At 65.0% G+C, this 14,745-nt stretch carries 14 protein-coding genes and 1 pseudogene; 5 read left to right on the forward strand and 10 right to left on the reverse strand.

All coding sequences use genetic code 11. The annotated features are described in order from the left end of the window. From ACVWZ8_RS23370 to ACVWZ8_RS23380, 3 genes are read left to right on the forward strand one after another with little or no spacing between them, the layout of a single operon-like run. On the forward strand, positions 1–1,290 hold the full coding sequence (locus ACVWZ8_RS23370; protein ID WP_456506192.1) for a hypothetical protein: 1,290 nt from the start codon (positions 1–3) through the stop codon (positions 1,288–1,290). After that, positions 1,277–2,785: an SCO6880 family protein gene (locus ACVWZ8_RS23375; RefSeq protein ID WP_456506193.1), complete on the forward strand. Its 1,509-nt coding sequence runs from the start codon at positions 1,277–1,279 to the stop codon at positions 2,783–2,785. The genes ACVWZ8_RS23370 and ACVWZ8_RS23375 overlap by 14 nt, the downstream gene beginning before the upstream one ends. Next, positions 2,785–4,341 (forward strand): ATP/GTP-binding protein, encoded by a 1,557-nt coding sequence (locus ACVWZ8_RS23380; protein WP_456506194.1) that lies wholly within the window; start codon positions 2,785–2,787, stop codon positions 4,339–4,341. Before ACVWZ8_RS23375 ends, ACVWZ8_RS23380 begins: the two co-directional genes overlap by 1 nt. Positions 4,342–4,400: 59 nt before the next feature. Here ACVWZ8_RS23380 and ACVWZ8_RS23385 read toward each other — a convergent pair whose 3' ends face one another. The 3 genes from ACVWZ8_RS23385 to ACVWZ8_RS23395 form a co-directional block, all read right to left on the reverse strand. After that, on the reverse strand, positions 4,401–5,771 hold the full coding sequence (locus ACVWZ8_RS23385; RefSeq protein WP_456506195.1) for a hypothetical protein: 1,371 nt from the start codon (positions 5,769–5,771) through the stop codon (positions 4,401–4,403). A 407-nt stretch (positions 5,772–6,178) separates the two neighbouring features. Continuing rightward, positions 6,179–6,529: a helix-turn-helix domain-containing protein gene (locus ACVWZ8_RS23390; protein ID WP_354157234.1), complete on the reverse strand. Its 351-nt coding sequence runs from the start codon at positions 6,527–6,529 to the stop codon at positions 6,179–6,181. A 4-nt stretch (positions 6,530–6,533) separates the two neighbouring features. Then, complete coding sequence (locus ACVWZ8_RS23395) at positions 6,534–7,625, reverse strand: tyrosine-type recombinase/integrase (protein ID WP_456506196.1); 1,092 nt, start codon at positions 7,623–7,625, stop codon at positions 6,534–6,536. Between the two features lie 227 nt (positions 7,626–7,852). Here ACVWZ8_RS23395 and ACVWZ8_RS23400 point away from each other — a divergent pair, with 227 nt between their 5' ends. After that, positions 7,853–9,622: a type IV secretory system conjugative DNA transfer family protein gene (locus ACVWZ8_RS23400; RefSeq protein WP_456506197.1), complete on the forward strand. Its 1,770-nt coding sequence runs from the start codon at positions 7,853–7,855 to the stop codon at positions 9,620–9,622. Between the two features lie 11 nt (positions 9,623–9,633). After that, complete coding sequence (locus ACVWZ8_RS23405) at positions 9,634–10,086, forward strand: DUF4913 domain-containing protein (RefSeq protein WP_456506198.1); 453 nt, start codon at positions 9,634–9,636, stop codon at positions 10,084–10,086. A 23-nt stretch (positions 10,087–10,109) separates the two neighbouring features. Here ACVWZ8_RS23405 and ACVWZ8_RS23410 read toward each other — a convergent pair. From ACVWZ8_RS23410 to cuyB, 7 genes and pseudogenes are all read right to left on the reverse strand, one after another. After that, a pseudogene (locus ACVWZ8_RS23410) lies at positions 10,110–10,208 on the reverse strand (hypothetical protein); the annotation flags it as partial. 5 nt (positions 10,209–10,213) lie between these two features. Then, entirely contained in the window at positions 10,214–10,486 is a 273-nt protein-coding gene (locus ACVWZ8_RS23415) for a DUF3024 domain-containing protein (RefSeq protein ID WP_456506199.1), read from the reverse strand. Between the two features lie 68 nt (positions 10,487–10,554). Further along, entirely contained in the window at positions 10,555–11,037 is a 483-nt protein-coding gene (locus tag ACVWZ8_RS23420; protein WP_456506200.1) for a RidA family protein, read from the reverse strand. A gap of 297 nt (positions 11,038–11,334) precedes the next feature. Further along, positions 11,335–12,261, reverse strand: a complete 927-nt coding sequence (pdxS, locus tag ACVWZ8_RS23425) for a pyridoxal 5'-phosphate synthase lyase subunit PdxS (protein WP_456506201.1) — start codon at positions 12,259–12,261, stop codon at positions 11,335–11,337. Positions 12,262–12,374: 113 nt separating this feature from the next. After that, on the reverse strand, positions 12,375–12,629 hold the full coding sequence (locus ACVWZ8_RS23430) for a hypothetical protein (RefSeq protein ID WP_456506202.1): 255 nt from the start codon (positions 12,627–12,629) through the stop codon (positions 12,375–12,377). A gap of 127 nt (positions 12,630–12,756) precedes the next feature. Further along, positions 12,757–13,821, reverse strand: a complete 1,065-nt coding sequence (locus ACVWZ8_RS23435; RefSeq protein WP_456506203.1) for a YeiH family protein — start codon at positions 13,819–13,821, stop codon at positions 12,757–12,759. Between the two features lie 204 nt (positions 13,822–14,025). Further along, positions 14,026–14,745 (reverse strand): cysteate racemase, encoded by a 720-nt coding sequence (gene cuyB, locus ACVWZ8_RS23440; RefSeq protein WP_456506204.1) that lies wholly within the window; start codon positions 14,743–14,745, stop codon positions 14,026–14,028.

Below are 14,745 nucleotides of genomic sequence, written 5' to 3' on the forward strand. Positions count from 1 at the left end.
GTGGCAGAAAAAGCATGCGGACCTATTGATGCCGGATGTGCAGTCGGGAACTGGGTCTCAGGGCTCGCCGATGACGCCATGGGCAACATGGCGAAGGCCATCATGGAGGGCATGAGCCAGATGGTGACGACACTGTCTACCTTCTGGGTCTCCATGCCCACGGTGAACCTTGCCAGTGTGGACGGCACGACACCAAGTCCCGTTGTTTCTGCGGTCAATAGCGAATTGTTGCCCTGGACGTTGGTTCTGGCGGTCCTCGCCGTCATTCTCGGCGGCATCCGAATGATCTGGGAACAACGCGGAGCACCACTAAAGGATCTGCTCCGGTCCCTCATCACACTGGCTTTAGTCTCGGGCCTTGGTCTGGGGGTCATCTCCATTCTGGTGATCGCCGCGGATGCTTTCTCGGCAGCCATCATCGACCGATCCACGGACGGTACGGGCTTTGCCGAGGCGATGAGCCTCCTGGTCGTGTCCGGCCAGACAGGGATCGGCGTGTTCATCCTCATCGTTCTGGGATTGATCGGTCTGATTGCCTCCCTCGTCCAGGTCGTTTTGATGGTGGTCCGCAGCGGCATGTTGGTGATCCTGGCGGGCATCCTGCCCACCACCGCGGCCTTCACCAACACCGAGATGGGGAGGCAGTGGTTCCAGAAGGCAGTTGGCTGGACTATCGCGTTCATCCTCTACAAACCTGCGGCAGCCATCGTCTACTCGGTCGCATTCCTGCTCATGGGGCACAACAGCGGGAAGGACGGCCTGATCGGTTCCATCACGGGCTTCACGTTGATGATCGTCGCTCTGTTCGCTTTGCCGGCGCTGATGCGTTTCGTGACGCCGATGGTCGGGGCCGTCGCCTCCGGCGGGGGAGCGGGAGCTGGAGCTGCCGTTGGGGCCATGGCCACAGGCGCCGTGTCCATGGGCCGCAGCGGCAGCGGTAAGGGCAATGCCGCCCCGACACCGGCCAGTACACAAAACAACCAGTCAGGCGCATCTCCGAAGGGCAGCAACGGAACACCGGGCCCCAAGGGAAGCGGCGGCCAGCCGACACCCGGGGCTACCGGTCCGGGTGGCGCTGCCGGCACGGCAGGCGCCACCGGAGCCGGGGCAGGAGCTGCCGCCGGCAGTGCAGGCGCCGCGTCGGGTGCGGCGAAGGCCGCAGGTCCGGCCGGCATGGCCGTCGCCGCAGGAGCACACGTAGCGTCCAGGGTTTCTCAGGCCGCACAACAGACCGCGCAGGATTCAACCGGCCAATCAGCGACAACGGAGGGCCCCAGTGGCAGCAATTAATACCGAATACATGGAACCGTCCTACGGCAACTGGCGCGTCCCGCGTACTGCCGGCCTGGGTAACCTCGGGGCTATCGGCACCGGCATTGTCATGGCCGGGTTGTTGCTGGGCATCATCAGCTTTGCCATCTGGGGTCTGTTCCCGGGCCTTGCTGTCCTGGCCGTGGCCGGGGCCAGCGCCCTGCTGCTGACGGTCAAGGACAAGCACGGCCAGTCCGTTGTTGATCGGTTCGGGACACGGATGAGCTTCCGGCTCTCCAAGTCCGCCGGAACGAATCTTTACCGTTCCGGCCCCCTCGGTGTGACGGCGTGGGGCATGTACCAGCTGCCCGGCCTTGCCGCGAAGTCGACCCTGTACGAATTCACTGACTCCTACAAGCGCCCGTTCGCTCTGCTGCATGTGCCCGCCACCAGCCACTACACCGTGATTTTCTCCACCGAACCCGACGGCGCGTCCCTGGTGGATCCCGAGCAGGTCGATGCGTGGGTGGCGAACTGGGGCGGCTGGCTCGCCGGCCTCGGGGACGAGGCCGGCCTGGACGCCGCAGCGGTGACGGTCGAGACCGCCCCGGACTCCGGCTACCGGCTCCGCAATGAGGTCATGATGAACATCGACCCGAACGCCCCGGATTTTGCCAAGAACGTGCTCAACGAGGTCATCGAGACGTACCCGGAAGGATCGGCCACGGTCCGCGCCTGGGTGACCCTGACCTTCAACGCCGCTTTGCGCTCAGGATCGAAGAAGCGCACACCGGAGGACGTGGCCCGTGACCTTGCCTCCCGGATCCCGGGCCTGTCGGCTCGGCTGCAGTCCACCGGCGCCGGGATCGCCCGGCCGATGTCCGCGCAGGAACTCTGCGAGGTCGTCCGGATCGCCTACGACCCACCCGCCGCGCTGATCATTGACGAAGCCCACGCCGCCGGCTCCCCGGTGTCCCTGACCTGGGGCGAAGTCGGACCCTCCGCGACGCAGGCAAGCTGGCAGGACTACCGGCACGACAGCGCGTTCTCAGTCTCCTGGACCATGACCGGCGCCCCGCGCGGGTCCGTGAACTCCTCGGTGTTGTCCCGCCTGCTGGCCCCGCACGGGGACATTGACCGGAAGCGCATCTCGCTGCTCTACCGCCCGATGGATTCGGCCCGCGCCGCCGCCGTGGTCGAACGGGACCAGAACAACGCCAACGTCCGCATCACCTCCGGGAACCGCCCCTCCGCCCGCGCCCTGGTCGATGCCCGCTCCGCCGTGCAGACAGCGCACGAGGAAGCCCAGGGCGCCGGGCTGGTGAACTTCGGCATGGTCGTCACCGCCACCGTCACCGAGAAGGACCGCCTCCCCGACGCCGTCGCCGCCGTGGAACAGACCTCCGGCACCGCCCGGGTGCTGCTGCGCCGCGCCTACGGCTCGCAGGACACCGCGTTCGCGGCCTCCCTGCCGCTGGGGCTGGTCCTTCCCAAACACAGCATGCTGCCCTCCGAAATCAAGGATGCCCTGTAATGGCCCGCATGAATCTCTTCACCCGCCCCTCCACAACGGCTGCAGCGCCGGTCAAAGCTGCCCCCAAGGGCAAGGCTGAGAAGGAACCGCGTCAGGCCGGGCCGGCTGCCCGCGGCTGGACCGGGCGCGGCGGCGGCATGGCCCAGCTCGTCCCGTCCGTGAAGGAATACCGGGGCACCACGGTCCAGGTCTGCGGGCTGTGGCCGTTTTCCTCCGGCGCGTCCTCGCCCATGATCGGCGTCCCGCTGGGCCGCCACGAGGAAACCCAGGCCACGGTCTGCTGTGACCCGATCAGCTGGTTCCAACGCGCACGGCTCATTTCCAACCCGTCCGCGTTCATCCTGGGCAAGCCGGGGCTGGGGAAGTCCACTGTGGTGCGCCGGATGTTCATCGGTCTCTCCGCCCAGGGCGTCCACCCCCTGATCCTGGGGGACCTGAAAGGCGAACACGTCAAAGCGGTCCAGGCACTCGGCGGGCAGGTCATCAGGCTCGGCCGCGGCGTCGGCTACCTGAACATTCTTGATCCCGGCCAGGCCGTCGAAGCGGCGCAGCTGCTGGAAGACAGCGGCCACGATGAGGACGCCGCCCGGGTCCGCGCTGACGCGCACGGCCGTCGCCTGACGATGGTCGTCTCCCTGATCACCATCAGCCGGAACAATCCGCCCACCGATCAGGAACAAACGATCCTGGACCGGGCCTTGCGGGTCCTCGATGACACCTTCGACGGCGTCCCGGTCTTGAAGGACTTGCTGGATGTGATTGTTTCCGCACCCGATGAGCTGCGCCAGGTCGCCCTGGACCGCGGCGACATGACCGTCTACATGCAGGAAACCCGGGCGCTGGAAGCAACCCTGCTCGGCCTGACAGGTGGCGGGAAGCTCGGGGAAATCTTCTCCCGGGAGACCACCAACCCCATGATGCGGGACCGCGCCGTGGTCTTCGACGTCTCCAGCATTGACGAAACCGAAACGGATCTGCAGGCCGCCATTCTGCTCGCGTGCTGGTCCTACGGGTTCGGGACCGTCAACGTCGCCAACGCCCTGGCCGACGCCGGCCTGGAACCGCGCCGGAACTACTTCGTGGTGCTGGATGAGCTGTGGCGGGCACTTCGCGCCGGCAAAGGCATGGTGGACCGGGTGGACGCCCTGACCCGTTTGAACCGCTCCGTCGGCGTTGGGCAGATCATGATTTCCCACACCATGTCCGACCTACTGGCCCTGCCGGCAGAAGAAGACCGGATGAAGGCCCGCGGCTTCGTCGAACGCTCCGGCATGGTGATCTGCGGCGGACTCCCCGCCTCGGAAATGCCGCTGCTGACCTCGGCCATCCCGCTCTCAGGTGAGGAGCAGCAGAAACTCATCTCCTGGCAGGACCCGCCCGCCTGGGACTCCCGCGGCGTCGACGTCGAACCCCCGGGCCGCGGGAAGTTCCTGATCAAGGTAGGCGGCCGTCCCGGAATCCCGGTCCAGGTCGGACTGACATCTTTGGAACAAGGCCCCAACGGAGTCAACGACACTCAAGGCAAATGGCATGAAAACAGTGAGAAGTTCGCGTGAATTTTGACGCTTTTGGCGTGAACTTGAGTATGCCCGGGGGTACCAGCCGGTGTGGATGCTCAGGTTCGGGGAACCTGCTGGCCCTCGACGGTGAGGTCGGGGTGCTCGACGGTGTTGAGGTAGCGGGTGGCGCCTTCGACGCTGAGCCCAAACAGGTCGCAGATGCGGCGGATGTCGCCGCCGGTGGCGTGGATCTCGTGCAGGATACGGTCTTCACGGAGCACCTGGGGTCGCAGCGTCAATCCGGTCCAGGGGAACTGGCGACTGACGGGGAGGAGCCTGGGTGCGGTACGCCGGTTGATGAGCAGGTGCGGGTTGGCACTTTCTGGCCAGGTCCGGTTGCGGTGGTCGAGCCAGGTTGTGAGGCGGGTGCGCACGGGCGCGGCCAGCGGGATGTCGCGGTTGCCGAGTATCAGGTGCCCGTCGCTGATGTCGGTGAGCTGCAGCGCGCTGAGCTGTTTCTTGGTCAGTGCGTGGAAGGCGACCAAGGCAACCGCGAGGGCGACGACCGGGTTCGGGGAGTTCAGCTCCTCCCGGATCACTGCGGCGTCAAGGGCGAGCGGGATGGTGCTGCCCTTCGGGGACGCTTTCATCCCGCGGGTCGGATTGGCGAAGATGAGCCGGCGGCCTTTGAGGGTCGTGAAGAGCGACTTGAGCCCGTTCCCGGCGATGTGGCGGCGGGCCGTCGTTTCGTCCAGCGCGGCTGTGATGTCGGCGCTGGTGACCTCGGCGAAGGACTGGAGGCCTGCCTCGGCCCAGGCGTGGATGATGGGTTCGATGCCCAGGATGTGCGCCCTGATGGTCTTGGGGTCGCGCGGGATCTGCCGGGGCGCCTGGTGGGCGCCGTTGGTCAGGACTTGCAGCCACACCTCGAGCTGGTCCTTCATGACCGGTGGCAGTGTGCTGGTCTTGGCAGCGAAGTAGCGTTCGATCCGGGTTGGCCGGTCCTCGATGAGCAGGCCGGCCGCGGCCAGAACGTCGATCGTGGAGATGACGTTGCCGGAGTATTGGCGCAGTTGGAGGACGTCGGTGGCGCGGATCTTCGCGGTCGGGCTGAGCCGCAGACCCTGCAGCAGCCGCAGCGATCGGGTCACGTCGTTGCGTTGCCGCTTGCTCCAGCCAGCCCTCTGGGCGTGTTCACGGACGATGGCGGCGCAGTAGCGGGTCAGGTCTCTGTCTTCGAGGCGGGCACGCGCTGCGAGGGCCGCGGGATCGGGCGCCATATCGAACAACGTCATCTGCACGCCGTGGTCGGCAGCGGGCCCGGTGCCGGGCGGGTTGTTCTTGTCCCGCCGCTTCCATGGGGCGCGTTGGTCCGGGCTCAACGGTGGTGCTCCCCGGCGTGCGAAGGTCATGTTGGCGAAGAAGAGCTGGTGGCCAGCCTTATTCGCGCCGGCCAGGTCCAGGCCGTGTCCGGGCTCCTGGAGCATTCGGGCCTGTTCCAGACACAGGCGGCAGGCCCGTCGCTCTCCGATACGGGCCGCGCGCCCGCAAAAGTCGCAGATTCCTTCCGGATTGTGGGAGCGCCACCAACGGCACTGCCAGCACGTCCAGTTGTAGCGGCGGTAGACACCCCACGCCAGACAGCCCTTGCACGAGCCTGGGTGTTGCGGGCTGCCGGGATGGCAGCTGGCGCACATGCCTTGGCTGAAGTAGCCCGTGCTGGTGCCGCACTTGGAGCACGGGGGCGGGATGAACGGGCCGCCGGGAAGGCAGTCATAGCAATAGTCCACCCGAGGGTGGGCCCACGCGACACGGTTGATCTGGCAGTGGGGGCACATCGATGGCGGCCGCAGCGGCGCCGTCGGGCCCGGGGCGGGACTCACAGCAGCCTTGCCTATAGGGGCGGCTCGGACCGCGGCTTGCCGAATCTCGGCGTGACGACCGGCGATACCCCGCCATTGCCGGCGCTCTGGCGCCGGTCATCGCCGTTGACGGTCTCGGTGACGCGTGGACGACGTGCCGCGACCTTGTCCGGCTCGGGACTCATCAGGTCCGTCGGCGTACACTCCAACACCGAGCAGAGCACGTCGAGCTCCTCGAGTCTCATCGTCGCCGGTGTCCCGGCCCACCACGAGGACATCTTCCCGGCACTGATCTCCAGCCCGGCATCGGCGATCATCCGGCGCATCTGCGCCGATTTCCAGATCCCGCGTTCGGCGGCTCTGATCCGCAGGTTCCACAGCACGGCATCATCCTTCCTTCTGTGTGGGCGCGAAGCGGGACTCGACCCGCTCATTGGCGTTCTTCCAGGCCAGCTCGACGTGCTCGCTGCGCACGTGGATGTAACCCGAGGTAGTCGCGAGCCACTGATGCCCCAGCAACTCCTGGAGGGCCTTGATGTCCATCCCGGCCCCGTACAGCGAGGAAGCACAATAATGCCTCAGAACGTGGGGAGTCATCCGCCCCGACCATGCCGGCAACCACTGCTCGACCTGCAACCCCAGGCTGCGCCGCAACGCGTTGCCACCGACCCGGCCGCATCGTCCCAGCTCGGAATCGAACCGCTCCGAAGGGAGCAAAGGTGCGTCGGGGTCAGCCCAGTCCTCGCCGTACTGGTGTCGGACCTCGCCCAGCCACCAGTCGATCAGCTCGGCCGCGCCGTTGATCGCGGGCACCAGACGCGGCTTCGGGCCACGGCCGTGTGCTCCCTTGCCGAACCGGACGTGGAGCTTGCCGAACCCGCCCAGGTCCGGGCGCCAGTCACGGATGTCGAGCATCACCGTCTCGTTAATCCGCAGTCCCAGCCGACGCCACAGCGAGGCAGCGAAGTAGTCCCGCGCGGCGGGCAGATACTTGCGGGCCTGGGGGATCGAGTGCCGCCAACAGGCAAAGAACGTTTCGATCTCGGCATCCGACGGCGGCACCCGGACCTTGCCAAGCGCCGCACCGGACTGGCGGTTGAACTCGTCGATGGGCTGCTCGACCAACACCCCGGCCACCCGATGGATCCGGCCCTGGTAACGGCTGATCATGAACTCATAAAACAGCGCCAGGGTCCCTGCCTTGCCGGCCCTGGTGCTCACGCTGCGACCCTGCCGCCTCTGTTCGGCCAGGAACCGGTCGGCGTCCTGGCAGGTCGCCGCCCACAGCGGGCCGGTCACCGACCGGGCGAACTCAATGATCGTCGCCCGGGTACTGCGGATATGCGAGTCGCTCAGACCAGCCGCTGCCATCGCCAGCGCGTACTGGTCGACGATCTCCTGCTCGAAATCCTCGGCCGCCTGCGCACTCCAGAACGCCGGATCCATGGCGCCGCCACCGGGCAACGCCACCAGCACCATCAGCTACCAACTTCAGAAGGAGCGAGCATGCGTCGACATTACGCCCAAACCGTCACTCTCGTCGACGGTTTGTCGATTCGGGCCCCAAGGGGCTCCGAACCGACATCACCTGCTCAAACGCGAATTACGGCCGCAGAACAGGCCAACGAACCTGAGCGAATAGAGATATCCCCGGAAACCCTCCTCGAGCCAATGACCCCAGACGTGCCGATGGAAGGAGGCACGCTGTGAGCGCACCGAACCGTAAAGGCATGGGCCTCGGCGATGCCCTGGGCGTCTGGTTGGCCATCGGCTTCATCGTCGTCCTAGGCGGCGGGACCTACGCGGCCGCCCACCTCGGCTCCTGGATGGCCGGCATCGACGCACCCCCCAAACACCCCATCGACCTGATCGCCGGACTCATCAAGGGCCGGGTGCCCTGGCCCGTCCAGTCCACCGTCGCGGCCGCCCTCATGGCCGGCGTGATCCTGGTCCTGGCCATCGTCGTACTCGTGGCCTGGAGGAAGGGTGCATCCAAACGCGCCCGCGTCGACAAGGCGGCCCGGTATCTGGGACGAGGGAAGTCCCTGGCTGCGTTCTCCGAGAAGGGTGCGAAGGCTACGGCCGAGCGTCTGGGCGTGACGGACGCTCCGGGCATCGTCGTCGGCAAGGTCGTCTCCACCAGCCAGAAGTTCATTCAGTCCTGGGAAGACCTCAGCCTCGATATCTGGGGACCACGTACAGGTAAGTCCACTTCCCGGGTCATGCCCGCGATCCTGGACGCACCCGGCGCTGTTGTGTCCACGTCGAACAAGCGTGACGTGGTGGACGGCACCCGCGGCGTCCGCGAGGCCACCGGAGCGGTGTGGGTGTTTGATCCGCAGAAGATCGCCCAGGAAGAACCGGGCTGGTGGTGGAACCCGCTCTCCTACGTCACGGACGAAGAGAAGGCCTACAAACTCACCCAGCACTTTTCTGTTGGTTCACGGGTCCCGGGGTCCAAGCCGGATGCCTACTTCGACCCCAAAGCCGAAGACATCCTCTCCTCATACTTCCTCGCGGCCGCGCTCGGCGAACTCCCCATCACGCAGGTCTACCTATGGGTGACCGAGCAGGTCAGCCAGGAACCTATCGAAATCCTGAAAGAGCATGACTACGAGCTGCAGTACAAGGGCCTCGAGTCCACTCTCAAGCTTGCCGACAAACAGCGCGACGGCATCTTCGGCACCGCCGAGAAGATGATTCAATGCCTCAAGAGCAGGAACACGCTGCGCTGGGTCGCCCCGACAGGCCGCGCGACCGTGGCCACGGATGCCCGCGGGCAGTTTAACCCGCACGCGTTCGCAGCCTCACAGGAGACGATCTACATCCTCTCCAAGGAAGGTGCCGGCTCCGCTTCCCCGCTCACCACAGCGTTGACGGTGGCGATCGCTGAGGCCATGGAGGAACGGGCCGAACGCAGCGGCGGCCGCCTGCCCAAGCCTGCGCTGTTTGCCCTCGATGAGTTGGCGAACGTTGTCCGCTGGGCGGCACTGCCGGACCAGTTCAGCCATTACGGCTCCAAGGGCCTGATCGTCATGGGCATCCTGCAGTCCTGGTCACAGGGCGTCGAACTCTGGGGCGAGGCGAACATGCGGAAAATCTGGTCGGCCGCGAACGTCAAGGTCTACGGCGGCGGCGTGGCAGAAGAAGGCTTCCTGCGGGCGCTCTCGGACCTGATCGGGGACTACAGCTACACCAACGTCTCCGTCTCGTCCGGAAAGTCCGGTTCCAGCCGCTCCCGGCAGGAGGGCAAGGAACGTATCTTCGATGTCTCCAACCTCGCGGAGCTGGACCGCGGCCGCGCCGTGGTCCTCGCCTCCGGTGCCCCGGCCACGCTGGTCCGGACCATGCCCTGGTACACCGGGCCACATAAGGCAGCCGTGGAAGCCTCCATCAAGAAATACAGCCCCCGCCCGGAGGAAGAGCCCGTCCCGGTCTCTGCCGCACCGACCGCTAATCCCTGGGTCACAGGGTAGGAGGTTCTGAGATGACAAACGACATTGGTCGATTCAGCTCAATCGACACCGAGACGGCTGTGGAGACCCCGGCAGAAGAGCAGAAGCCAGCTGAATTGGTCTACGGCTCAACAGAAGAGTTCCTACACGAGCAACTGCTGCCCACCTACGTCCGCGACGTCGACGGCCGCGCCGCTAAATGGTGCATCGAATGGTACTTCCACCCCGAAGCGCTTTCCCGCGTGGAAGCACTGTGGAGAGCCTGGGAACACCTAAGGCTCGACGGAGCCACGGGCATCAGTGTCTGGTGGAAGGACCACGCGGACCACCACATGAGCGTGCTCCTGGACCCCCGCGGCCCGTTCTACAAATGCGACATGCAAAAGCACAGGGACCCCGAACACCTGGACCCGAAGAAAGCCCCAGAGGGCTGGTTCCCCGATGTGCGGATACCGCTTTTATCCACATGTTCCAGAAGGACCTGAAGACTTGGGCTGGGAGCGAGGAACCGGTAGTGATGGAAGTTCAGATTCCGGTCGCGCCAGAACAAGGTCCACAGCCCTGTCTTCTTGCTGATTACATCCGGGCTATGCGGAATCGGGACCACTGCGTTTACCCGTTCTCATCCCACGGCGGACGGCATTCAAGAATGGTGATGTGACGGGCAGCGACATCGCACTCCACCCGCATCTCATCGCTGAACCTGGCGGGAACCCGTTCGGCACACCAACGGCGCGCACGGGCAACATCGAGCTCGGGCAATCCGGAAGAAACCATACTCCCGATGATCCCAGAAGCACCACGGAGTGGACTCAACCAAACCGTCACGGTGGGTCCAGAACTACTTGACACAACCAGGGGGCAGATCAGCGTCCCCGTCAGCATCGGTCGTCCCTGTGCTGGGCAGAATTTCCGGCTTTGTCTCCCTGTGTGGTTCCGAGCCGTTCGCAATGTTAGGAGAGTTCGAGCAAGATCTCTACCTCGACGGGTGCGTCCAACGGAAGCTCGGCTACTCCCACTGCCGAGCGTGCGTGCTCCCCATTGGGACCGAAGAGTTTAAGCAACAGGTCGCTGGCGCCGTTGATTACGGCAGGCTGGCCGTTGAAGCCGGGGGCAGATGCTACGAAGCCGGTAACTTTCAGGATTCTGGCGTGGTCCAGGTCTCCAAGTCCGCCTGCCGCAGCCAGTGCGTTCAGGACGCAGGTCCGGGCCATTTCCGCAGCCTTTTCGGCCGTGACCTGCGAACCTACTTTGCCGGTGGCAGCCATGGAACCATCCTGTAAGGGCAGCTGCCCGGAAGTGTAGACGATGTTGCCTGTCCGGATTGCAGGTATGTACGCAGCGGCAGCGTGCGGGGTCTCGGGGAGCTTCAGTCCGAGTTCGCTGAGGCGTGCCTTGGTGTTGCGGTGGAGCTGCGTTGTGGTCTGGTCAGTCATTGTTTCCTTTCATAGTTCTCTTCTTTTCAGGATTCGGGTGCGGCTTTGGCAGGAGCACTGAAATGCCGGGTCGGGCATCCAGGCTGTCGGATTAGTCGCACGCCGGCCGCGCGGCATTTTGGCTTCGTCATCATCCCGTGGTCTGAAGCGAGTATGAATCCCGGCAAGTTTTCCTAATCGATAGAGCTCATGCCCCTTAGATTGCGTAGGCTGGCCCATTCTGGATCAGTGCCGGTGGTCTCGCCCAGTTGTGGGCGGAACGGAGGAATTATCTTCCCTTCCGCCCTGTTCCAGGCCTTACCAGCCGCGTTCGGCGAGGCGGTGCGGGGCCGGGATCTCGTCCACGTTGATGCCGACCATGGCTTCGCCCAGGCCGCGGGAGGCCTTGGCGATCTCGTCCGGGTCGTCGAAGAAGGTGGTGGCCTTCACGACGGCGGCGGCGCGCTGGGCCGGGTTGCCGGACTTGAAGATGCCGGAGCCGACGAACACGCCGTCGGCGCCGAGCTGCATCATCATGGCAGCGTCGGCCGGGGTGGCGATGCCGCCGGCGGTGAACAGCACCACCGGGAGCTTGCCGGTCGCGGCAACTTCCTTGACCAGCTCGTACGGGGCCTGCAGTTCCTTCGCGGCGACGTAGAGCTCGTCCTCGGGCATGGAGGCGAGCTTCTTGATCTCGGCGCGGATCTGGCGCATGTGCCCGGTGGCGTTGGAAACGTCGCCGGTCCCGGCCTCGCCCTTGGAACGAATCATCGCCGCACCCTCGTTGATCCGGCGAAGCGCCTCACCCAGGTTGGTGGCGCCACAGACGAAGGGAACCTTGAAGTTCCACTTGTCGATGTGGTGGACGTAGTCGGCCGGGGTCAGGACCTCGGACTCGTCGATGTAGTCCACGCCGAGCGACTGCAGGACCTGGGCCTCGACGAAGTGGCCGATCCGGGCCTTCGCCATGACCGGCACCGAGACGGCTTCGATGATCTTCTCGATCATGTCCGGATCGGACATGCGGGACACGCCGCCCTGGGCGCGGATATCGGCGGGAACGCGCTCCAGCGCCATGACGGCCACGGCGCCGGCATCCTCGGCGATGCGGGCCTGCTCGGCGTTGACTACGTCCATGATGACGCCGCCCTTGAGCATCTCAGCCATGCCGCGCTTGACGCGGCTGCTGCCCGTGACGGGAGGGGCTGACAGGCTGAATGCATTACTTGTATCAAGTGTGGACACAATAATCCTTCTATATGCTGGGGATGGGCGGGGCGTGTACGACCCCAGTACCCGATGAGGTCTGGGCTCTCCACGGTTGTTGATTGAGCCGGGTGTGCACTGTCGAGGCCAGGCTATGCCTGGCAATTCCTGTCAGAGCGTTCTGGATCCATGCGGCGAATCGCCTGTTCCCGACTGATGCGCAACTCAATACCGTTAGTCTTCTCCAAGAGGAGCCGCTCGGCGAGCTGATCCGAGATAATCCATGCGATCGTCGAGTCGCTGACGGCCATGTCTACTGTTCCGGTTCCCAGCCGTAGCCCGTTTCGCCAGACCTCTACGTCGGTGCCAGGCAGCCTGGACCACTCATCGAATTTCGTATAGGTCACTGATCGATTTCCTTATTGGTGTTGGCTGGCCCACCGGTAAAATTTGTTCGGTATCCACCGATCAACCGGTCGAAGACACAGGGAACGGTTCGGGGCGCAGGATGCTGCGCTGGCCGTTTCGTTGATCCTACGGCGCGATCAACAGCACGGCCCCGTAACCCAAAGCGGCGATGAGTATCCACGAGAGCAGGGCTACGAGGCTTCCGCGCAGCCCAGAGGACAGCAAATCCCGGATGCTTACGGCCGCTCCCAGACCGAAGAGAGCCGAGCCCAGCAGCACGTCCTGAACGATTGCCCCGATCTGCAGCATGTCGGAGGTGAGTATGCCGAGCGACCGGATACCGATCATGGCCACGAAGCCGATGATGAAGAGCGGAACCAGCGGTGGTAGCGGTCCCGACTCCACTTCGTTATCCGGATTTTGCCCCTGCCTCCGGGCGCTGCGGCGGGTCCCCATGCCGGCCAGAAAAACGATGGGGGCCAGCAGCAGCACGCGTGTCAGTTTTATGACCAGCGCTGCCGCGAGTGCAGCCGGCCCTGCAACCTGCGCCGTAGCGACGACTTGTCCGACGTCGTGCACCGAAGCTCCTGCCCACTGGCCGAACTGAATCGGATCCAGCCCCAAGGGGCCCATGAGTAACGGCAGGACAGCGATGGCAAGCGTTCCGCAGAGGGTTACCAGCGCTACCGGCATCAGGGTGTCGGCATGCCGGGCGCGCCGGGCGGCTGCCATGGCGCCGATGGCGGAGGCGCCGCAGATGGAAAATCCAGCGGCGAGCAACATCGGGATCTCGCCCGGGAGCCGGAAGAGCCGTCCCAGCAGGTAGGTCCCGGCAAAGGCCAGGATGACAACGGCAGTGATGATGCCGAATGCTGCCCAACCCAGGCCCAGTACGTCCACGATGCTCAGCTTAAGACCAAGGACCACAATCCCGGCACGCATGAGTTTCTTGCCGGCGAAGGTCAGTCCGGGACGGAGCGGGCCGCGGATAAACGTGCGGACCTTGGGAAGGTTTGCGGAGAGAATTCCGAGAGCCACCGCGACGGTCATTGCAGGCAGCGATGGAACCAGACTGTGGACTCCCAGTGAAATCAGGACTGCGACTACACATGCGGCAAGACCTGGCAGGAGCCGCACCGATCCCCGGCTGGATTTTCCGCGGGATGGCACTCCGCTGAGTGTTTTACTCATCAGCATCCCCTGGATCGCTGACTCCAGTAGGGGGTGCGGCGCCTACTTGACTTCCAGCCCAGCGGGAACCGTGCGTGGTGTCGGGTTCGCTTCTGCCGGGGAGCAGTGCCGCCGGGTACATAAAGTCTCCTAGGGGTGTACGCGTATTCCTGCCGCGCATCGGTCGATAGTCGGGTGGGGTGGATCCGCAGTGCCCGGGCCAGCTCATGTGTGCTTGATGGCCCTGCTGATGGTCGCAAGCGCCAGCTCCACTGCCGGATCAATCAGCTTCACCGGATAGTCATCGCTGTCGCCTGCCAGCAGGGTTGACAGTTCCGTGCAGCCCAAAATGGCCGTCCGGGCCCCTTGCCTTTCCAGCGAGGCGAGAACCGAGTACATATCCTGTAGCAGGGTTGGCCCGGACAGGCCGGCCTTGACCCGGTGAACGACCTCCATGAGCAGAGCCTGCTCTTCCGGCGAGGGCAGGGCGACGCCGAATCCGGCGTCGCCCAGAGCCTCTTGGTAGATTCCTGCTGACAGTGCGCCATCAGTTGCCAACAGACCGATCGGACCGCTGACCGCGTGCCGTTGAACTGCATCGATGGTTGTCTCAATGATGCTGATGAACTCGGTGGGTTTGCCGTCCATGATCGGCGGCAGGTACTTGTGGACGGTGTTGCACGGGACCACAATGATTTCGGCTCCGCACCGTATAAGCTGCCCCAATCCGGCCTCTAGCCAGGGCGAGGGGTCCGGGCCGCCGGCGAGGATGGCTTCCTGACGGTTGGGGACCGTCGGGTCGGCCCAGATCACCACACGCAGGTGTTCCTGGTCCACGGACGCCGGGGTATGCGCGATGAGTTTGGTGTAGAAGTCTGCCGTGGCCGAGGGCCCCATGCCCCCCAGAATTCCTACCAGCCGGGATGGTTCAGTGACGGCTTGCAC

The organism is Arthrobacter sp. UYCu723 (genome assembly GCF_054059215.1).